Raw genomic sequence first — 20,580 nt, 5'->3', positions numbered from 1 at the left:
CGGAGAAAGCGATGAAAGAACAAACAGCATTAAAGAAAGTCGCGGAAATGGCGAGATTGGCTGATAGCTATGTCAGTGCTTGGGGAGATGAGGCAAAAGTGTCTGAGGAGACGCTACGCCGCTTGCTCGCTTCGCTTGGCTACGATACTAGCAGCGATGAAAAACTATTGGCTTCTGCTGAAAAGAAACATAAAAAAGACGTACTAGCCCCTGTTCTTGTTTTACGCGACGGCGAACCAGTCGAAGTGGAACTAAACCTAGGTACGAGTGCTCGTGAGAGTGAATTCAGCTGGCGTTTAGAAACAGAACAAGGAGAGGTACTTGAAGGCTATCTTCAGTCCCAAATTGTTCGTGATGAGCGTGCTGAGGGTGGCCCTCTAGTGTTTGCATTGCCAAAGAACTTGGCTTGGGGTTATCACAAATTGATTGTCAGCCGTAAGCGTCGTAAAACGCCTTACGAGATGTCATTGATCATCACGCCGAAAGCGTGTTTCAAACAAGACGATCTAAACCAACATAAAAAGCTATGGGGTCCTAGTATCCAGCTTTACACACTGCGTACTCAGCACAACTGGGGTATCGGTGATTTTGGTGACCTAAAACAGTTGGTGAGCGATATCGCTTCTCGTGGCGGTGACTTCATTGGTTTGAACCCAATTCACTCACTGTTCCCAGCGAACCCAGAAGGCGCGAGCCCATACAGCCCGTCTTCTCGTCGTTGGTTGAATATCATGTACATCGACGTAAGTTCTGTACCTGAATTCGCACTGAGTGCTGAAGCTCAGCAACGTGTTGGCAGTGCAGAGTTTCAACAGCGTCTACAAAAAGCACGTGACTCTCATTGGGTGAACTACACAGAAGTTTCGCAACTGAAAATGAGCGTTCTTCCGCTGCTGTTTAGTGAGTTTAAAGCTCGCCATTTAGATAAAAACACCGACCGCGCTCGTGCATTCTTGGATTTTGTAGAAAAAGGCGGCGACAGCTTGTTACACCAAGCTGCATTCGATGCGCTTCATGCTGATTTACACGCAGAAGATTCAAACATGTGGGGTTGGCCTGTATTCCCTGAGAAATACCGCACATTCGACGCAGCCGGTACTCAGAAATACATCAAAGACAACCAAGACCGCGTTCACTTGTACATGTACCTACAGTGGATCGCAGACGATCAAATCAAAGAAGCGCAGGCACTGGCAGAAGAAAAAGGCATGGCTGTGGGCTTGTACCGTGACCTTGCTGTCGGTGTTGCCGACTCAGGTAGTGAAACTTGGGCCGACGACGGTAACTTAGTGTTGGACGCCAGCATCGGTGCGCCGCCGGATGTACTTGGTCCTCTGGGTCAAAACTGGGGTCTGCCACCGCTTAACCCTCAAGTTTTAGAAGCGACTGGCTACGACGCGTACATCAAGTTGTTACGTGCCAACATGAAGCACTGTGGTGCATTGCGTATCGACCACGTGCTTGGTCTACTTCGTTTATGGTGGATTCCAAAAGGCGAGAAAGCGACAGAAGGCGCTTACTTGTACTACCCAGTGGAAGATATGCTCGCAATCCTAGCACTTGAGTCGCACCGTCATCAGTGCTCTGTGATTGGTGAAGACTTAGGTACTGTGCCAGATGAAATCGTCGATATCCTACGCGATGCAGGTGTGCACTCATACAAAGTATTCTTCTTCGAAACTTCGAAAGAAGACGGTGGGTTCATTTCTCCGAAGCACTACGCAGAGCAATCGATGGCGGCACTGTGTACGCATGACATGCCAACCCTGCGTGGTTTCTGGCACTGCGATGATTTGAAAATGGGTCGTGAGATTGGCCTTTACCCAGATGAAAAACAGTTGGAAGGCTTATTTGCTGATCGCTTGAAGTGCAAGCAAGGCATCTTAGACAGCGTTCGCTGGCACGGCTATTTGCCAGAAGGCATTGGTCATGATGCTCAGTACGTACCGATGGACTCGTACCTAAGCGAAGCGCTGCAACTGCACGTAGCAGCGGGTGACTCTGCACTGCTTAGCGTTCAGCTTGAAGACTGGCTAGAAATGGATCAACCGGTCAACATTCCTGGCACGGTGGATGAGTATCCAAACTGGCGTCGTAAGTTGTCGATGAACCTAGATGAAATCTTCAGTCGTGAAGATGTGAATCGCATTTCCAAACGCCTCACTGAAGTTCGCGCACAGGCGAGCAAATAAGATGCGTAGAGTGACGTAGATGAATGAGCGGATTACCAATTTTGTTAGCTCAGAGGTACGAAAGTTCCGTCTAGGTCACTCATTCCGAAAACACAATCCGTTAGGATGAAGTACCGTTATTATGCCCGCGACAATAGCGGGCATTTTTTGTTTTTGACATCGCTTGATGCATACATGTTTTAAGCGAAGTCTTTTGTGAGTTCACAACGTTGGCTGTGGAGAAACCGATGTTTGATTCAGATTTCTGGTCTTGAAAAGGATATTGGCTCTAGGGAGAAAGATTTGAAAACCACCAAAACCAAGAAAATAAAGAAACAACACGAACGCGCATATGAACTGCTTGCTGAGGCGGCTTACTCAGACCCATTTTCGGCGTTGGGGCCATTCATTGATGATGGCGAAGGATCGCTGCGAGTGTGGATGCCGGGCGCAAACAAGGTTGAACTGCTTGTTAATGGCGAACCTCGCGTGGCGCTTGAGCGTGATGGTGACAGCGGTTTTATCTTAAAAGAACAACGCGATTTACACCTGACCCACTACCGTTTGGCGGTCGATTGGAATGGTGTTGAACAAATTATTGATGACCCGTACCAGTACCACAATATTTACCAAGAGTACGAGCATCTGCATACGCCCAAAGACATGTATCACTATATGGGCGCACACTTTGTCACGCTAGAACGTGGCGGTGAAAACATCTCCGGTGTTCGCTTCCTTGTCTACGCACCGCATGCATCGGCTGTTAGCCTTGTGGGTTGCTTCAACCAATGGGACGGTCGTCGTCACCCAATGCAACGTTTAGATTATGGCATTTGGGGTTTGTTCATTCCTGGCTTAGAAGAAGGCGTTCAGTACAAATTTGAGCTCAAAGGGCCAAATGGGGAAGGGCTGCCACACAAACAAGACCCTTGGGGTTTTTACTCTGAGCAGTACCCATCGTTCGCGTCCATTACTTACGATCACAAGCGTTACCAATGGCAAGATGCGAAATGGCAAAATCGCGCAGTGACGCAAAAGCGTGATGAAGCGTTATCATTTTATGAGCTACATGCTGGGTCATGGAAGCGCAACGAGAAAGGCGATTTCCTCAACTACCGCGAACTCGCGGAGCAGTTGGTGCCATACCTTGTGGATATGGGCTACACCCACGTTGAGCTGATGCCTGTGTCTGAGCATCCATTCTATGGTTCATGGGGCTATCAACCCGTTGGCTTGTTTGCGCCAACCAGCCGTTTTGGCTCACCTGATGATTTCAAATTCTTCGTGGATGCGTGTCACCAAGCTGGTATCGGTGTAGTGCTGGATTGGGTTCCTGCGCATTTCCCATCGGATGATCATGGCTTAGCGAACTTTGATGGTACGCCTCTGTTCCACGACCCGGATCCGCGTCGCGGTTGGCACCAAGATTGGAACTCATACATCTACGATTTAGGCCGTGAACATGTGCGTCGCTTCCTTGTATCGAACGCACTGTACTGGTTTGAACAATTCCATATTGATGGCATTCGCGTGGACGCTGTCGCGTCGATGCTCTATCTCGATTATTCACGTAGCCACGATCAGTGGGTACCGAACGTCGACGGTGGCAACGAAAACTACGACGCAATCGCAACCTTAAAATGGATGAACGAAGAAGTGTACAAGCACTTCCCGAATGCGATGACGATTGCGGAAGAGTCAACGGCGTTTCCGGGGGTGTCTGCGCCAACCTTTATGGGTGGTTTAGGTTTTGGCTTCAAGTGGAATATGGGGTGGATGCACGACAGTCTTTCATACATCAAAGAAGATCCTGTTCACCGCAAATACCACCACAATACCATCACATTCCCGCTGGTTTATGCGCACAGCGAAAACTACGTCTTGTCTCTCTCTCACGATGAGGTGGTGTACGGAAAAGGCTCTATCCATAACAAGATGCCAGGTGATGAATGGCAGCAAACCGCAAACCTACGTGCATACTACGGTTACATGTATGGTCAACCGGGCAAAAAGCTGAACTTCATGGGCGCGGAAATCGGCCAAACGGCGGAGTGGAACCACGATGATCAGTTGCAATGGTTCTTGTTGGAATACGAACGTCATCAAGGCGTTCAAAAGCTGATGCGCGATTTGAACCACTTGTACCGAAATGAAGCGGCGATGCACGATCAAGATTGTGTTCCTGCTGGTTTTGAGTGGCGTCTACAAGACGAAGCGGATGCGAGTATCCTAGCGCACGAGCGTATCAGTAAAGAAGGTGAGCGTATTTTGATCATCACCAACTTTACGCCCGTACCACACGAGCGTTTTCGTTTAGGCGTTCCAAATGCAGGTCAATACGAACTACTGCTGAACACGGACGACAGCAAATACGGCGGCAGCGATTTTAAAGTGCAGACCAGTGTGAAAACGGAAAAAGTCGAAAGTGAATCACTGCCTCAATCACTTGAGCTTCGTTTACCACCACTTTCAACCGTGTTCTACAAGCTGAATAAATAATTCAGTCTAATCAAATTCTAAGCTCGTTTTACATTGTAAATCGGGCTTTTTTTGACCTATTTTTTACCTCAAAAACTTGTTGTTCCTGATTGAATCAGGCAAGCTCGCTGGTTTGTTTATCATCAATCGCTAATGCATTGGGGAACCACACATGTTGAAAAGGCTTAAGTCATTTCTATTTAAAATGGTGTTGATCTTGCTGATCGCCCCAGTCGTTTTGGTTGGTGTGGTGAAATACGTCGATCCGCCAATATGGGGATGGAAGTTAAGCCGCATTGTTGTGCCACCAAAGAACTATCCAGACAGCAGCCAACACGAATGGGTACCCTTGTCGCGTATTTCAAAAAATATGCAGTTAGCGGTGATTGCGACCGAAGACCAAAAATTCCCTCATCACTATGGATTGGACTTCGAATCGCTATTCGACGTGATTGCCGAAGCAGGTGACAATGGCCCGTCGAGAGGCGCGAGCACGATTACCCAACAAGCCGCGAAAAATGTGTTTTTGTTTCCTTCTCACTCCTACGCTCGCAAGGCTTACGAGCTTTACTTTGCTTTGCTGATGGAGCTGATGTGGAGTAAAGAGCGCATTCTCGAAGTGTATCTAAATGTGGCTGAATTTGGTCCCGGTATTTACGGTGCTGAAGCGGCGGCGCAGAATTATTTTGGTGTCAGTGCAAAGCAACTCTCGAAGTGGCAAGCAGCGCGTTTAGCCGTGGTGTTGCCAAACCCATATCGAATCAAAGTCTACCCACAAAGTGATTACACTGCTCGCCGCACAAGATGGGCGATGAACCAAATGAGCAATCTTGGCAGCGTGCAACTTTAAGTCCCTCAATCCATTGCGCTTAAATAGAACTACGCCCCTATATCAATAAAATGTGAAGCGTCACAACCTTTGGGGCGTAGGCAGTTAGAATGATGTGTTCAGTTTCTTATCTAGGCACAATTAGTGTGAATAAAACTAATAAATGTGCATGGTTACCATGTGCTGCCAATGGACTGAACGATGAAACTGAACCTGATTACCACTACTTTACTGCTTGCGTCGGCAAGTGCCATCGCCGAGCCTAACATCACCATTTCTACCACGACCAACAGCCGTGACTTCCCGCTAAGTGCAGAGCAGCCTTTGGTTGTGCCTCTAACCAAAGACGGATACACGCTTAAAATCACGGGCGTTGAAGGCGACTGCATTGCCCCCGATGGTCAAAAAGTGAAGTTCAATAAACCTCTTGCGCTAAACTGCGGTAAGCCAACGGAGCTGCCATTAAAAATCCGCTTTACCGGCGATTACTCTTTTGCTTTTGATGCAGAAGCCAGAACACTGCGTTTTAAGCGTGAACCTAAGAAAGCCGCCAAAAGTGAGTTCAAACGCCCAATTCCACAAGTACAATGTGAGGTTTACCAAGGCGGAGAAGTCACCATTGCGTTAGGTGACAGTTTCCCGGATGGCACCAAGTTGCGAGATGCTTACTCGGGGCAAATGGTTGAAGTGCAAGATCAGCAAGTATCGCTGACGCCAAGCAAAGACTCTGGCGGCCTAGTGCTTTTAGAGCCTGTACAGAAAACCAAAGAAGCGGTGCCATTTGATTACCGCAATGCCAACATTTACTTCGTGATGGTTGACCGTTTCAACAATGCTGATACGAGCAATGACAACAGTTATGGTCGCAAAAAAGACGGCAAAGACGAAATTGGCACGTTCCACGGCGGTGACCTTAAAGGCGTGATTGAGAAACTGGATTACATTAAGAGCCTAGGTACAGACGCGATTTGGTTGTCGCCAATCGTTGAGCAAGTGCACGGCTTTGTCGGTGGTGGCGATAGTGGTTCATTTCCGTTTTATGCATACCACGGCTACTGGACGCGCGATTTCACCAAGATTGATGAGAACTTCGGTAACGAAGAAGATTTAAAAACGCTGGTGGAAGAGGCGCACAAGCGCGGCCTTAAAGTCTTGATGGACGCAGTAATCAACCACACTGGTTACTCAACGTTAGCCGATTTGCAATTTGACGGTATTGAGGTGTTAAAACCTAATGCCGAGCTGCCCAAGAAATGGGGCGACTGGCAACCAAAAGCGGGTGAAAATTGGCATAGCTATCACCAGAATATTGATTATCAGAGTCCGAACTGGGCTAAATGGTGGGGCGGCGATTGGGTAAGAACCGGCTTGCCAGGTTACCCAGCTCCGGGCAGTAGCGACATCACCATGTCATTGGCGGGGCTGCCTGACTTTATCACTGAACAAGGCAAAGCTGTAAAACCAGCTCAGTGGCTATTAGATAACCCTGGCACTCGCGTAGAAGCTCGTGACAATTACACCGTCTCGGATTACTTGATTGAGTGGCAAACTGACTGGGTGAAACGCTTCGGCATTGATGGTTATCGCGTCGATACGGTGAAACACGTCGAAGGTGAAGTTTGGAAGCGTCTAAAAGAGGAAGCATCGAACAGCTTAGAGCAGTGGCGTAAAGAAAATGGCAAATCAGGTCAGCCGTTCTGGATGATGGGCGAAGTCTGGGGACACACCGCGTATCGGAGCCCTTATTTCGATGATGGTTTTGACGCGTTGATCAACTTCGATATGCAGAAGAAGCTAGACAAAGGCGCGGCGTGCTTTAGCCAAATGGCAGACACTTACCAAAGCTATGCGGACACTATCGCGAACGAGAAAGACTTCAACCCAGTCAGTTACATGTCTTCTCACGATACGGAGTTGTTCTTCTCACGTTTTAAAGATTACGGCATGCAACGTAACGCCGCGAACGCATTGCTCCTTAGCTCAGGAGCGGTTCAGGTTTATTATGGCGATGAAGTAGGCCGTAACATTGGCCCCTACGCGGATGATTTCCACCAAGGCACACGCTCTGACATGGTATGGAAACTATCGGATGAGAAGCAAGCGCTGCTGAAACATTGGCAAACCCTTGGTCAGTTTCGTAAAGCGCACCCAGCGATTGGTGCGGGTCAGCACGAAGTGATTGAACAAGAAGGCGCGTATGTGTTCTCTCGTTCACTTGGCGATGACAAAGTCGTCGTAGCGTTTGTTGGGCGCGATAAGTAACCAAACGTTCTTTATGTCGATAAATAAAAAGCCCTTCCTTGGGTTCTCAGGGAAGGGCTTTGTTGTCTTAGTTCGCCAGTTCTTGGTCGATGACTTTTTCTAGCTCGTCAAACGGCACATAGCCAGGAATGACTTGATCATTAATAATCAACGCGGGCGTGCCGCGTAAACCAAGTTGCGTGAAATACTGATAGTTTTTATCAAGCAGCGCTTTGGTCTCTTTGTCGTCGACAAGCTGCGCTTCTGTCCCCGTTTTGTTCGCGATTTGTTTTAACGAACGTGCATCATGTGCGCCCGGTTTTTTCACCAGTAACTCATGCACTTGTTCGTACTTATCTCGCTGGTTTTGCCAAACATTTAATGCGTAACTTGCCGAGTTGTAGCCGTTTTTCTCGTATTGTTCTTTAAAAGAGACATTGAGGTTAAGCACTTTTATCTGCGGATATTCTTTGCCAACTTTGACCAGTTCTCCTTCTAAACGTTTACAAAAAGGGCAACTGTAGTCCGTTACGTTAATAATGGTTAACTCAGGGTTTTCAGCTCCAAAAGAGGAATGTTTGTCATCACTTAGATAGTGACGAACCTCCTTCAAGGTGTCTCCAAATGACTGTTGATACGCAATGTACTCTTGAAGGTTTTGGTGCAATGAATCAAGAATTTGAGGATTCTCTTTTAGTATCTGAGTAACTTCCTCTAGCTTTTGTTCTGCGGTCTTTTCTGATGCGAAAGATACGGCAGGTACGATAGCCATCGTTAACGTCAAAAGTGTACGAGTGAATGTCATAATATTTCCTAAAACTTTTAGATTTCGTTGTTTGTTATGTGAAGTGAATAAAATACGTACAAAAGTCAGGCGATAAGGTCTTTCGCCTTGCTAGGTTTATTCTCTAAACACGCAAAGTTTTAGGTGAACCCGATACTTTTCCGGTATCGGTTCTGTGTATTCCAGATAATGAATTGCTGTGGATGCCATCGGCAGCGCCACAATCAAAGCAAACAGAAAAAATGGAATAAGAATATGGTCCAACTGGTGTTGGTACGCTTGAACCAGCTTCTCTGAAAGGTCGCAAGATGGTGATAAATTCACACTTTCATCTTGCTGACTCTGTATTTGGTGAGCCTTAGGGCAGCTTTTCGAGAAGCCGGAGTTTTGGCTTAAACATACCATCACCACCCAAAACACGAGGGCGAGTGTCCACTTGGCTATTTTAGGTTGTGAGCGTAACAATGGGCTGCCTAGTCCTGTTGATTCTGGTTTATGCCGTTTGCATGTGACCGGACAATCCTAACCTAAATTTCATTATGGAATGTTACTTTCGAGTTAATCGATATCGCCTCAATGCCAAAGTATGAAGTACGTCATGAATGTTGTAGAAAGCAATATTCGTTGGAATCATTGGTCGGATTGATGAAGAATTCCTGAGGTATCGATATAGATTAATATACCTAATTGTTAGCACAAATTTTTATTATCTTTCAAATGTGATTAAAATCATAAAACAAAACTTCATAATTGAGTCGCCAGAATGTTCGGCAGGCGGATTGATTTTGATCATCTCTCTAGCACATTATTCGGGTGAACATATGTGTCCTGTCCCACATGTGTAGGTAATGTTATGAAAAATCCTGTTCAAACCGAGCGCAAGGTTACGCTGGGGTGCTACGTTGCACTGGCGTTTGCGGTCGTCTTCTTCTCTGGTCTCATGCAATCGAACGAATGGTATGGCGTATTTGATTTCACCACGTTGAATGGCTCTTTCGGCAAGGTGGCTTATGGTGTTACCGAAACGGCTGACGGTGTGCAAGTTGCAACAACGTCGCTTCGTGGTACTGGTGGTAGCGGTGCACGTGACGGTTTCATTTTTGCACTTACTTTGATTCCTACCGTTATGTTCGCACTGGGTATGATCAATGTACTTGAGCACTATGGTGCGCTTGAAGCAGCTCGTAAGCTTCTTACTCCTCTTCTACGTCCTCTAATGGGCATCCCAGGTAACTCTGGTTTGGCTCTTATCGCTTCGCTGCAAAGTACCGACGCAGGTGCGGCGATGACTCGTCAGCTTAAAGATGAAGGCCATCTTACCAAACGCGAAACCGATGTGTTCACTATGTTCCAGTTCACCGCTGGTGCCACCATTGTTAACTTTTTCTCCTCAGGGGCGGTGCTGTTTACGCTGACGATGGCGGATGGTTCGCTTGCCGTAACGTCTTCTATTGGTTTGGCGGTTGTGGTGATGTTCTTGTTTAAAATTGTGGGCGCGAACTTATTCCGTATCTACCTAAACATCACAGAAGGTAAAGAAGACAAGCAAGAGCAAAACAAATCTGAGAACTTAAAAGAGGAGACGGCGTAATGAGTGATGTAAAAGTAAGTAAGCCGATGGTGACGGATATTTTCGTTGAAGGCGCTAAAAAAGGCTGGGTTATTGCGACAACATCAACCGTGCCTAACGTTCTTATGGCGTTTGTCATCATTAAAGCGTTGCAGATTACTGGCGCGTTGGATTTGATGGGCTCGGTATTTTCTCCAGTAATGGCGGTTTTTGGTTTGCCAGGTGAAGCGGCTGCGGTGCTGATTGGTGCTTGGATGTCGATGGGCGGCGCAGTTGGCGTGGTTATCACATTGTTTGACCAAGGCATCTTGAACGGTACGCACATTGCGATTCTTGCACCTGCAATTTACCTAATGGGCTCACAGGTTCAGTACATGGGGCGAATTATGGGACCTATCGGTACTGAAGGTCGTTATATCCCAATTATGATTGCGATTTCCGTATTGAACGCATTTGGCGCAATGCTAGTCATGAACTTGTTTGTTTAGGGGGCAATCATGCAGTTTTCTCTCAATGAATATCTCGAAGAACTTCGTCCTCTCATCAATGTCGATTGTGGCACGTACACCACTGATGGCATTGAGTTCATCGCTTCTCAATTTGAAGAGAAGTACCAAGCGATGTCAGGTTGGAGCGTAAAACGCATCGACTGTGGCAGAGCGGGTATCGGTCTTGAAGTTCGAAACAAGCCTGAAGCTGAGCAAGTTGACGTGATGCTGATTGGTCACATGGACACAATGTTCCCTGTCGGTACCGCAGAGTTACGTCCTATGTCTCAAGACGCTGAAAAAGCGTACGGTCCGGGTGTCTCGGACATGAAATCTGGCTTGCTGAATATTGTGTACGCGATGCGTAACCTCGACCAAGCGGTGTTGGATAAACTGTCGATTTGTATCTGCATGAACCCAGACGAAGAAACCGGATCGTTAGATTCGGTCGACTGGATTCAATCTGTTGCAAAAAACGCGAAGAACGTATTGGTGGCAGAAGCAGCACGTGCAGACGGCGGTTTAGTCAAAGCGCGCAAAGGCATGGCGCGTTACAAAATCACGTTTAACGGCGTGGCGGCCCACGCTGGCAACGAGCCAGAAAATGGCCGCAGTGCAATTACCGAGATGGCGAACTGGATTCTCGCAATCAATGCCATGACGAACTTCGAATCTGGTACCACATTAAACGTGGGTATTGTGTCTGGCGGTAACGGCGCAAACATCGTCCCTGAGCACGCTGAAGCGATCGTGGATGTGCGTTTCTGGAGTAATGAAGAATACGATGATGTCGATGGCAAGCTAAACGGCATGCTGGAAACACCATTCGTTGATGGCGTTAGCATCGAGTTGGTTCGTAAAGCTTACAAACCTTCTATGGTGCCAAGCGCGCAAACTGAAAGCTTGATGGCATTAGTTGAAGAAGCGGCAAGTGAACTGTCTATCGACATCAACTGGAAAGAAGTGGGTGGCGGCTCTGATGCAAACAATACGGCAATTCTTGGCGTTCCAACTTTGGATGGTCTAGGACCTATCGGTGCAGGTTTCCACAGTGACCAAGAGTACTTGTTGCTTGAGTCTATCGAACCACGTATCAAAATGCTGATGCGTGTACTGGAGAAGATTGCTCAATAAGGCATTCTCCTTCTAAAGCTTGGTTCCCAACATCACGATCCCCAGACTTTGGTTTGGGGATTTTTCTATCTGTGTTTTTGTTTCACTTTACTATCATTTCTTGTTATTAATCTTGCGTTCAGGTTCGATTTATTAATATGTTGGCCACAGTCATAAATTTCGGAGGCAACGATGAGCACAACAATGTCTGTAAAATCGGCGCCGAAAGACGCCAAAGATCAAACGATGCAAGCGCCAGATGAGAAAACATTCTGGCGCAAAATGAAAGGGTCGGTTAAGAAAGCGGGTGAAGAAATTGCCGTTATGGGTATCAAATCATGGCTCGCGATGACAGATTCCAACACCGCCGTTCGCCATAAGGCGATTTTAGGTGGCGCGTTGGCTTACTTTGTATTGCCCACCGATATGGTGCCAGATGTGTTAGCAGGCGTCGGCTTTACCGATGACATGGCAGCGCTTACCTTAGCCGCTAACTCAGTCGGCAATGCCATTACTGAAGAACACGAAGAACGAGCCAGAGAAAAATTGAATTCGATGGCGGATTAAGTTGAAAATTTATTGTACAGCGCTAATAGCCATTTGTGCTGCTCGATAAAGTTTTCCAAATACCATAAGAAAAACATTTCTAATAAATTTTGCAGACATATCTTCAATTGCTGTTACTGGTTTTCCAATAAACACCAGCATATGGCCTAAAAGCCCTTTGACTTGTGATTCTCTTACTTTAGATGCTTTAGCTACTTTTTCTATATTTCTAGCGAGTATGTCATAAAATGTCATTCCAGTAGATACTGTGGCTTGGGCTGCTATTGCTGAAAACAAGCCAGTATCTTTTAATAATGTTATTAATGCTGCTTGAATTCTTTCTGACCAATACTCTGTAAATGATGCTTGGTTTCTGTGCTCAAACTTAAATCTAGTAGGAGTATACAAGTACTTGTTAGATCTGACTTTTATTGCTCCCCACGTTTCGGAGTTAGCATTATCTAAATACCCTAAACTTGTTTCGCTAGACATACTATGAGCATTTAAATTAAAGCCAGTACTAGCGTCTAAGCGGTACTCATCGCCATTATGTGGCGCATGAATAAATGGCCAGACAGGTACTTTAGGTACAGGATCTGCGCCGTGAGTACAGCGGTATACTTTGTCGTTGCTTTTACTAGATTTACGGGAATATTGTTCTAAACCAACTCTAGGTGCGCCAAAAGTATATAAATTCACTCTTAATGAATACTCTTCTCTCAGCCAATCAGAACATAATGAAGCTAGAGCCCCTCCTAAACTATGCCCAACACAATGAATTCGGTTAGGTAAACTTTGGAATTGCTGTAAATATTGTTTTATACTTGGTTTGATACTTGAAAATGAATTAATAAATCCAGCATGAGCAATAGAGCCATTTGGAGAGCCTTTAAGGCCTACATTTAGGTTGGTTACCCAATCATTGGCGTTTTGCGTCCCTCTAATGGAAATTACTAAATCTCCCTTATATTTTCCTTTCCCAACACCAATTACCGCAAACGCTTCAGATGTTCTCATTACACCAGGTATCACTTTTCTAAACAATGGTATACGATCTAATCCTGTGATACCTCCAGTTCGGCCACTAAAAACATCTTGCTGCGAAAATGCAAAGTGTTTTTCAAAACCTCCTTGTCCCTTGAACGCTAGTCTCCCTTGCCCCTGATATACTCCATACGGTATATTCGCGATCTCTGATGCAAGTTTTGGTGTTAAAGACGGCATTATGTATCCTCCGTAAACTCTGCTTTATATAAAAATCCATTTAAATTGCAATTGCTAATAACCATTAGATCTCGAGCATTATCTAGATTGATATTTTTGAAAAAATATCGGAATTCTTTATTTTTAAGCTCACAGTAAAGATTATTTAAGTTATCTTTTATAAATATAGGCGGTGAAACGTAGTTTAACTGGGACTCCCAAATGTACTTCTTTTCTTCATTTATATAGGTATATATTCCGATATATGAATATGTTTGATTCAAAGCTGATTCTTTGAACCTTTGAGAATGTATGACTGGTTTAAAGTGAAATTCACCTAACTCATTAGTACTTGAACTCCTTTTGTAAGTATTCTTTAAAAAATTAGCTTCTAAGTAAACGGTTACATTTTCTAGAGGTCTTTGCTCAAGAACTAAAGTACCTTTTATCTCTGGGCTTAATGTGTATTTAAATTTCTTAAAAAAACCGAACATACTTTCGTTGAAACCTAATGCAAGTATTGGAAATGAGAAACTGAATAAAAAAAGACTATTTTTAAACATGAATTTATGATGTATGTATCTTAGTACCAAATTAATTATCAGACTACTACCTATCGCGATTTGGTTTTGATCTTTAATTTAATAATGGAATTTGTATCTCTATATGATGAAAATGTCCCTTATGTCATTTTCAAAATGATAAACATAGACTAGTAAAACTCTAATTCTTCAGAAGAATTATTATCATAACCTAGCTACTTACCGATTCGTAACTAAGAAAAGTCTAGAAGCAATTATATCTGTACATTAGCACCTTTAGCGGGGGCATCTCGTATCAAAATGCGTTGACATTTTTTACACTAAGCCAACTTCGTTAGCTGTTGGCTTTTTGTATAGAGGCCTCCAGTTAGGCTGGATTTCCCGTAAAGCTTACAGCTATAAGTCAGTTATATAACCCCTTTCAATTTGATAAAAACGTTTTGTGGTCTGGCAATTGCAGAGTTAATTAAGAATTGAAAGGGGTCCCAATGGATACAAAAAGAGCTTAGCGCACACGCGATGGAATTATAAATATCATGTAGTTTTTGCACCAAAGTATGAAGGCAGGTGTTCTATGGTGAGAAGCAAAGGATAGTAGGCGAGATACTTTTTTATGAGATTCGTCTCATGTTCAGAGTCGAGAATATCAATTAACTCGTTAAAGGAGAGGCTCTTCACCCGTTCATCTTCCAATTCTCTTTCAAGTCGTTGGATTTTTTTAGCCGGAAACTCTTTCGGTTTCGTTTTTTATGCATGGTGTTCTTCCTTGGGTTATGTATCCAATCCATTTTTCCATATTTTCTTAGTCAGGTTAAAACCGTTGAACGCCCTTGAATAACATAGGTTGCTTGGGCTTGTTTGTAATTCATGTAGCCTTTTTCAATAGCATCGACGACCTGTAATTTAAAGCATAGTGTGCTTTCACGCGGGGTTCGCTTAACGTAGGGGTTATGTGCAGTAGTCATAATTTGTCCTCAATGTGTAAATACATTTCAGGACAACACATGGAAACAAAAAACCACCTTAGAATAAGGTGGTTTTTTCTTAGACAGGATAACTTAATCGTAAAACGATTTAGGCGTCAGCGCGTTTAAGATGCACTTCTTCTTCGGCTACGCCTGCCATTGGATCGTTGAAGCGAGCTTCATCCAATGCACCTTCTGATTTTGCGACAATGACGGTAACTGCACTGTCACCAGTAATGTTTACCGCAGTACGAATCATATCAAGTAGACGGTCAACACCCATGATGAGCGCGATACCTTCAAGCGGCAGACCAACTTGGTTCAATACCATGGCTAGCATTACAAGGCCAACACCAGGGACACCCGCAGTACCGATAGATGCCAATGTAGCTGTCATGATTACCATGAGGTAATCGCCCATAGTTAAATCAATATTGAAGGCTTGAGCAATAAAGGCGGTTGCTACACCTTGCATGATCGCCGTACCGTCCATGTTCACGGTTGCACCAAGTGGTACTGTGAACGATGATACGCGGTTCTCAACACCCATTCGGTGCTTAACCGTTTCCATTGTTACTGGAATTGTTGCGTTCGATGATGCTGTAGAAAAAGCAAACATGATCGCGTCTTCCATCTTACGTAGGAACGTAATTGGATTTAGACCAGTGAAACCTTTTAACATTAAGCTGTAAGTGACTAGGCCGTGCAGGACAAGCGTACCCGCCAGTACTAAGAAGTACTCTGCCAGATTGACGATTGCGCCCAGACCAAGACCAGTAAATAGCTTCGCCATTAAGAAGAACACACCATAAGGCGCTAAGTTCATCAAAATCGCTACCAGTTTCATGATCACTTCATTCAGATCAGAGAAGAACGCTGCAATACGTTCACCAGGTTTGCCTGCTGCGCTGATCGCAATACCAAATAGCACTGCGAAAACAATAACTTGCAGGGTTTTACCTTCAGCCATTGCACTGATAGGGTTGGTTGGGAACATATCGATGATCACCTGACCCAAAGATGGTGCTTCTGCTGATTTGAATGAACTTGCTGCGGTTAGGTCAGCGCCAGCACCTGGCTGGAACAGAGTACCCATAGTTAGAGCAAGCGTAATCGCGATAGCCGTTGTTGTAACGTAGAAAGCGAGGGTTTTACCACCCATGCGACCCAGTGTAGAAAGGTCTTTGAGGGAGCTAGTACCACAAACTAGTGAAACAAACACTAGAGGGACTACGAGCATTTTTAAGCTGGCGACGAAGATCTGTCCACCAACTTCAAATAATCCATTAACAATGTATGCGTCGACAAATCCGTTGCCGGCAAAAAGTGTGCGAATTGCAAATCCTGTCAAGATACCCGCTACCATACCCAAAATTACGCGGCTGGTTAGCGACATCGGTTTCTTGGTATTCATGAGAACACTCCTTATAGTTATGCACCTTGAGTTCACTTCAAAGCGGCGAGCAGAGTAGCAGTGGAGTGAGAAAATACGAAAGAATAATCCTCTAAATGGTTAATAGATGTGAACTTTATCACTAATAAAAATGGAGTTTTAACCAAATCTTAACTATTTGACTGGTCGAAAAGTTTGTATTTTAACACTTTTATCGAACATACAACCGATAAGAAAGAGTATTTACATTTATTTTTATTAGTAAATGGAGTGCATATTATCTCTAAGGAATGTTGCTCTTGCATAACTATCTAGATTTTATTCAGGCTAGAAGCCGTCTCTTTTTGATTGTTTTTGTATTGGGCTGAACACAAGGGGCTAACGAGCCGTCTATGCCCCTGCTTATGTTATTTATCCGATGAATCAATGAAGGTTGGTCAATGTAGATAATTGGAGGTGATCCCAACTCCAATTATTCTGAGTGGTATTGCTAATACCCCCAACCCAATAGCGTTGCTTCGCTCGGATGAAGCCTTCCAAACAATGCAGACCAGTCTCAGTGATATGGACGCTTTGTTCCCACCACTCCCTTTCACGTGACTCAATCGTGATTAAAGGCGTTTGACCTTGTGCTAGAGGGAGGAGTAAGGCGTAAAACATCGTATCGCCCAGGTAAGGCAGAGGTTCACGTTGTTGATATTGCTCAAACCAATCTTTGATGAGAATTGAACGATTTTGAGAACTTAGGACCTCTAATGCAATCTGCTGAGTCAAGCTTAATCCTGTTTGTGAATGAGGTAACTCTTGCATATGGCGTGTTAGCACGTTGAGCATATTGGGTAAGCAATCTAGATCATGCTGCTCGATCAAATTAACCATAGAGATGGGTGTCGGTGATGTGACTGCGTGCCAGGAATGTTTAGCCTGACTGAATAATTTGGCTGTCACGGGTTTACGGTATTGCCAACAAGCGCGAATAGCCTCTTTAGGCAACTGCCCCAAACCGATGAATCGCTCAGTGCCAGGGAACTGGTTCAACTCAATGATCTCTATCACCTTGTTTTCTACATTCTCTAACAATGTTAGGGCACGAAGCAGCATTAATTGGTCATAGCTGTCATGTTCGACCCAAAAGACGATTCGTTCAAATGTATCACTGAGCAGCGTATCAATATTAGCTTGCTCAAATTTGACAATATCTTGCACTGAATCTTCACGCTTCATCACGGGCAGCAGAGTCTCTACGACATATTGGGCACGAATGGCAAGGAAGTTTTGTGGTGTTGCTGGGATTGGACCCATACAAAGCGGATCTATTAGGGCTAAAAATGTCCCCTCGAATCCGCTGTCTTTAAGCCGTTGCTGAATATCATGCCCACAGCGGACATGGAGCGTTTTTAGTTCGCTATCAAGAGGAGGGAAGTGATTTTTGATGGCGTCTTTGTGAGCTTCTAACTCTTCGACATGCGCTTTTAATTTACTCCAACTTGGTAAACCTAATTCTCTGGCTAGCGAATGTTGAACGTCAGCTAATTGAATTGTATTGGGAGCTAATGACTCTGGTTTGGAGTGAAATCGCTTAACTCGATCCAACATCTCATCATCGTGTTGACGTATAGCTTTGAGCCTTTTTTTAGCAACGGATTTTTGTTGGTTAATGTTGATTAAGAAGCTATTTGTAGAGTTCATTTTTCACCTTTCTTATCTCTTCCACACTCGCCTAAATAGAAGCTAAAAAGAAGGTAAAAACAGATTGTTCCTGCTATACAGAGCAGGGTGGAAGAGTTGCCGTGAACCAAGTTCTTTCCGCGAGTGTTGGGGGCTTTAGGCGTGAGCAGACTGATAGTAGGGTTTCACAATCCATCATGCAACTATTCATGAGAGAACCGCATCACAAAATATCAGCCCCATTAAAGAAGTGCTGAATAGTTTGACAGCCAATGCCTATGTAGATGTTAACGACCATCCGTTTTCTAGTAGATATGCATTACAGGATCCAGTAATAAAAAAGCCCTGCTAGGTCTAGCAGGGCTTTGTAATACATGTAGATATTAATTACTCGCTCTTGTAAGCGTAGTTATAGTAACCGTAACCATATCCGTATGAGTTTGACGCTTTCTTCTCTACGGCGTTTAGAATTACGCCTTTTACTTCCACGCCGGATTGTTCAAAGCGGCCTTGTGCGACTTCAATTTCCTTCAAAGTCGTTTGATCAAAACGAGCTACCATCAGTGTTGTTCCTGCGATTGCACCAACAATGCTTGGGTCGGTAACCGCGAGTACTGGCGGCGTATCGATGATCACAAGATCGTACTGCGCCGACATTTCGTCAACAAAGCTCTTAAAGCGAGGATGCATCAAAAGCTCTGACGGGTTTGGTGGTACTTGGCCACGAGTAACCACATCTAGATTGTCGATGGATGTTGATTTAATGATATTGCTATGGGATGTCTTGCCGCTCAAATAATCAGAAAGGCCGTTATCCCAACGTAAACCAAAACATTGCTGCAAATAACCTTTACGCATATCTGCATCGATAAGCAGTACTTTCTGACCTGTTTTCGCAGCGACGGCTGCAAAGTTTGTCGATACGAACGTTTTACCGATAGATGGTGCTGGACCTGAAATCATAAGAACATTGTTCTTCGCTTCCATCATCGCAAAGTGCAGGCTAGTACGAAGACTACGCAGGGCCTCGATGGAAAGGTCGGCCGGGTTAGCTTCAGCAAGAAGGACTAGCTCATCGTTGCTGCCTTTGTTTCGTTTAAGCTTGTTTGCAAATTCCAGTTGTTGAATAGATTTTGGAACGCTAGCGTAAACAGGCATACCAATCTGCTCAATTTGATCTGGTGTTTCTACACCACGGTGGAATGCCGCACGAATTAATACGAAAGCCACGCCTGCCATGCCACCAAGCAGTGTTGCTAGCACAACGATAAGCGCTTTTTTCGGCTTGATTGGCTTAGAGAACGACTGAGCGTTATCTAAGATTCGAACGTTGCCAACGGTTCCTGCTTTAATGATGTTGAGCTCTTGAACCTTGTTCAATAGCTGGATGTAGATTTGTTGGTTTACTTCTACATCGCGCGTCATGCGTAGAACTTCACGCTGTGTTTTCGGTAACTTTTGAACTTGTTTATTAAGACGCTCTTTCTCTTTGAGTAGCGTCTCACGTTTATCAAGCAGAGACTTATAAGCCGGGTGATCTTGTGTAAAGCGCTGGCTGATTTCACTCTCTTTGAATGTAAGCTCATTTAACTGCGCTTCTAATTCAACCATCACTTTAAGCGTTGATTGAGCTTCAAGGCCTAAGTCGATAGATTCATTTTCTTGACGGAATCGATTTAAAACGTCTTCAGAAGCGGTCAGTTTTGTTTTGATGTCTGGAAGGTGGCCTTTCAAGAACTCGAGACTTTGCTCTGCCTCTGCTGAGTTTCTTTGAACGTTTTGCAAGAAGTAGTTCTGGCTAATGTCGTTCAAGATAGCTTGAATCTTAGCGCGATCTTCACCAGAGAAGCTTAAAGAAATAATCCCGGTTTGCTTACCACGTTCGCTTATCGATAAGTTTTCTTGAAGTTTATTAATTGCATCTAATTTGCTGACTTTACTCACGGTAAAGGATGCGCCGTCTTGCGCTATCATTTCTGTAGCTAAGAATTGATAGCCGTTCTTTTCAATGAGCTCGCCAACCTTACCTTCTAAAATGACGTTATTGTCATCTTCTATAAGTCTGAACGTCTGTTTTTCAGAATCAATAACTTCGAGAGTTAGAGGAATTCCAACTGCGTAAGAAGGGGTATTAAATCGTGAAACGCTCAGACTGATTTGTTCGCCTTGCAGTCGAGCTAAGCCCTTACCGATGATAGGCATGTAATTCGGAGAGACGACCGTGGTTAAGTTGAACTTATCAACTGTACCACCCAAAATCATACGAGATTTAATGATCTCAATTTCTGTTGTCGCTGATGACTCTGCTGAAAACAGCTCTCCCATATCACCAACCATCGCTGAAATACCACCGGAGCTCTTACTTTCAATTTGGATAAGAGCGTCAGCTTTGTAGATAGGTGTTGATAGAATGGCAACGCCGACGCCTATAATTGAAAATAGGACTACGGTACATAGAATGAGCCATTTGGCATCAAGAATGATCCCAAATAACTTTCCCAAATCGATCTCATCGTCGGCTTGACGTGATTGCTTAATAGTTTGTGTTGTCATTACTTTAACTTCTTAAATACCTTGCCATTGGCGTTT

The 20,580-nt window shown here is 44.6% G+C and carries 15 protein-coding genes and 1 pseudogene; 8 read left to right on the top strand and 8 right to left on the bottom strand.

What is annotated here, in order from left to right:
* The first annotated feature begins 11 nt into the window (after positions 1 to 11).
* The 4 genes from malQ (at position 12) to FR741_RS22940 (ending at position 7,740) form a co-directional block, all read left to right on the top strand.
* Entirely contained in the window at positions 12 to 2,192 is a 2,181-nt protein-coding gene (gene malQ / locus FR741_RS22955) for a 4-alpha-glucanotransferase (RefSeq protein ID WP_048625439.1), read from the top strand.
* Positions 2,193 to 2,474: 282 nt separating this feature from the next.
* Positions 2,475 to 4,670, top strand: a complete 2,196-nt coding sequence (gene glgB, locus FR741_RS22950; RefSeq protein ID WP_233059817.1) for a 1,4-alpha-glucan branching protein GlgB — start codon at positions 2,475 to 2,477, stop codon at positions 4,668 to 4,670.
* A gap of 151 nt (positions 4,671 to 4,821) precedes the next feature.
* Positions 4,822 to 5,499, top strand: a complete 678-nt coding sequence (gene mtgA / locus FR741_RS22945; protein ID WP_167427799.1) for a monofunctional biosynthetic peptidoglycan transglycosylase — start codon at positions 4,822 to 4,824, stop codon at positions 5,497 to 5,499.
* A gap of 180 nt (positions 5,500 to 5,679) precedes the next feature.
* Positions 5,680 to 7,740 (top strand): alpha-amylase, encoded by a 2,061-nt coding sequence (locus FR741_RS22940; protein ID WP_167427798.1) that lies wholly within the window; start codon positions 5,680 to 5,682, stop codon positions 7,738 to 7,740.
* Positions 7,741 to 7,807: 67 nt separating this feature from the next.
* Here FR741_RS22940 and FR741_RS22935 read toward each other — a convergent pair whose 3' ends face one another.
* On the bottom strand, positions 7,808 to 8,524 hold the full coding sequence (locus FR741_RS22935) for a DsbA family protein (protein ID WP_167427797.1): 717 nt from the start codon (positions 8,522 to 8,524) through the stop codon (positions 7,808 to 7,810).
* Positions 8,525 to 8,620: 96 nt separating this feature from the next.
* Positions 8,621 to 8,908: a hypothetical protein gene (locus FR741_RS22930; RefSeq protein WP_084742283.1), complete on the bottom strand. Its 288-nt coding sequence runs from the start codon at positions 8,906 to 8,908 to the stop codon at positions 8,621 to 8,623.
* Positions 8,909 to 9,356: 448 nt separating this feature from the next.
* Here FR741_RS22930 and FR741_RS22925 point away from each other — a divergent pair, with 448 nt between their 5' ends.
* From FR741_RS22925 to FR741_RS22910, 4 genes are all read left to right on the top strand, one after another.
* Entirely contained in the window at positions 9,357 to 10,094 is a 738-nt protein-coding gene (locus FR741_RS22925) for a nucleoside recognition domain-containing protein (protein WP_104970429.1), read from the top strand.
* Positions 10,094 to 10,561, top strand: a complete 468-nt coding sequence (locus FR741_RS22920) for a YjiG family protein (RefSeq protein ID WP_005458317.1) — start codon at positions 10,094 to 10,096, stop codon at positions 10,559 to 10,561. Before FR741_RS22925 ends, FR741_RS22920 begins: the two co-directional genes overlap by 1 nt.
* 9 nt (positions 10,562 to 10,570) lie before the next feature.
* Positions 10,571 to 11,695 (top strand): M20 family metallopeptidase, encoded by a 1,125-nt coding sequence (locus FR741_RS22915; RefSeq protein WP_167427796.1) that lies wholly within the window; start codon positions 10,571 to 10,573, stop codon positions 11,693 to 11,695.
* A gap of 171 nt (positions 11,696 to 11,866) precedes the next feature.
* Positions 11,867 to 12,241 (top strand): YkvA family protein, encoded by a 375-nt coding sequence (locus FR741_RS22910; RefSeq protein ID WP_074190348.1) that lies wholly within the window; start codon positions 11,867 to 11,869, stop codon positions 12,239 to 12,241.
* Between the two features lie 9 nt (positions 12,242 to 12,250).
* On the opposite strand, the gene FR741_RS22905 is transcribed toward FR741_RS22910, so the two are convergent.
* From FR741_RS22905 to FR741_RS22880, 6 genes and pseudogenes are all read right to left on the bottom strand, one after another.
* Positions 12,251 to 13,444, bottom strand: a complete 1,194-nt coding sequence (locus FR741_RS22905) for a lipase family protein (protein WP_065646924.1) — start codon at positions 13,442 to 13,444, stop codon at positions 12,251 to 12,253.
* Positions 13,444 to 13,917 carry a DUF6795 domain-containing protein gene (locus FR741_RS22900; protein ID WP_233059816.1) on the bottom strand — a complete coding sequence of 158 codons (474 nt, stop codon included), beginning with the start codon at positions 13,915 to 13,917 and terminating at the stop codon, positions 13,444 to 13,446. Before FR741_RS22900 ends, FR741_RS22905 begins: the two co-directional genes overlap by 1 nt.
* A 645-nt stretch (positions 13,918 to 14,562) precedes the next feature.
* A pseudogene (locus tag FR741_RS23705) lies at positions 14,563 to 14,930 on the bottom strand (IS3 family transposase); the annotation flags it as partial.
* 109 nt (positions 14,931 to 15,039) lie between these two features.
* On the bottom strand, positions 15,040 to 16,344 hold the full coding sequence (locus FR741_RS22890; RefSeq protein WP_167427794.1) for a dicarboxylate/amino acid:cation symporter: 1,305 nt from the start codon (positions 16,342 to 16,344) through the stop codon (positions 15,040 to 15,042).
* 402 nt (positions 16,345 to 16,746) lie between these two features.
* Positions 16,747 to 18,012 carry a DUF1835 domain-containing protein gene (locus FR741_RS22885; protein WP_167427793.1) on the bottom strand — a complete coding sequence of 422 codons (1,266 nt, stop codon included), beginning with the start codon at positions 18,010 to 18,012 and terminating at the stop codon, positions 16,747 to 16,749.
* A 366-nt stretch (positions 18,013 to 18,378) separates the two neighbouring features.
* On the bottom strand, positions 18,379 to 20,544 hold the full coding sequence (locus FR741_RS22880) for a polysaccharide biosynthesis tyrosine autokinase (protein WP_048625432.1): 2,166 nt from the start codon (positions 20,542 to 20,544) through the stop codon (positions 18,379 to 18,381).
* Positions 20,545 to 20,580 lie beyond the last annotated feature (36 nt).

It is taken from the genome of Vibrio diabolicus, from assembly GCF_011801455.1.
Taxonomy (GTDB): Bacteria; Pseudomonadota; Gammaproteobacteria; order Enterobacterales; family Vibrionaceae; genus Vibrio; species Vibrio diabolicus.
This window is presented reverse-complemented; position numbering and strand designations above follow the sequence as displayed.

Excerpts from the sequence above, each read along its gene's own strand:
- malQ (WP_048625439.1), top strand. The coding sequence starts at position 12 with ATGAAAGAACAAACAGCATTAAAGAAAGTCGCGGAAATGGCGAGATTG.
- mtgA (WP_167427799.1), top strand. The coding sequence starts at position 4,822 with ATGTTGAAAAGGCTTAAGTCATTTCTATTTAAAATGGTGTTGATCTTG.
- FR741_RS22940 (WP_167427798.1), top strand. The coding sequence starts at position 5,680 with ATGAAACTGAACCTGATTACCACTACTTTACTGCTTGCGTCGGCAAGT.
- FR741_RS22935 (WP_167427797.1), bottom strand. The coding sequence starts at position 8,524 with ATGACATTCACTCGTACACTTTTGACGTTAACGATGGCTATCGTACCT.
- FR741_RS22930 (WP_084742283.1), bottom strand. The coding sequence starts at position 8,908 with ATGGTATGTTTAAGCCAAAACTCCGGCTTCTCGAAAAGCTGCCCTAAG.
- FR741_RS22925 (WP_104970429.1), top strand. The coding sequence starts at position 9,357 with ATGAAAAATCCTGTTCAAACCGAGCGCAAGGTTACGCTGGGGTGCTAC.
- FR741_RS22920 (WP_005458317.1), top strand. The coding sequence starts at position 10,094 with ATGAGTGATGTAAAAGTAAGTAAGCCGATGGTGACGGATATTTTCGTT.
- FR741_RS22915 (WP_167427796.1), top strand. The coding sequence starts at position 10,571 with ATGCAGTTTTCTCTCAATGAATATCTCGAAGAACTTCGTCCTCTCATC.
- FR741_RS22910 (WP_074190348.1), top strand. The coding sequence starts at position 11,867 with ATGAGCACAACAATGTCTGTAAAATCGGCGCCGAAAGACGCCAAAGAT.
- FR741_RS22905 (WP_065646924.1), bottom strand. The coding sequence starts at position 13,444 with ATGCCGTCTTTAACACCAAAACTTGCATCAGAGATCGCGAATATACCG.
- FR741_RS22900 (WP_233059816.1), bottom strand. The coding sequence starts at position 13,917 with ATGTTCGGTTTTTTTAAGAAATTTAAATACACATTAAGCCCAGAGATA.
- FR741_RS22890 (WP_167427794.1), bottom strand. The coding sequence starts at position 16,344 with ATGAATACCAAGAAACCGATGTCGCTAACCAGCCGCGTAATTTTGGGT.
- FR741_RS22885 (WP_167427793.1), bottom strand. The coding sequence starts at position 18,012 with ATGAACTCTACAAATAGCTTCTTAATCAACATTAACCAACAAAAATCC.
- FR741_RS22880 (WP_048625432.1), bottom strand. The coding sequence starts at position 20,544 with ATGACAACACAAACTATTAAGCAATCACGTCAAGCCGACGATGAGATC.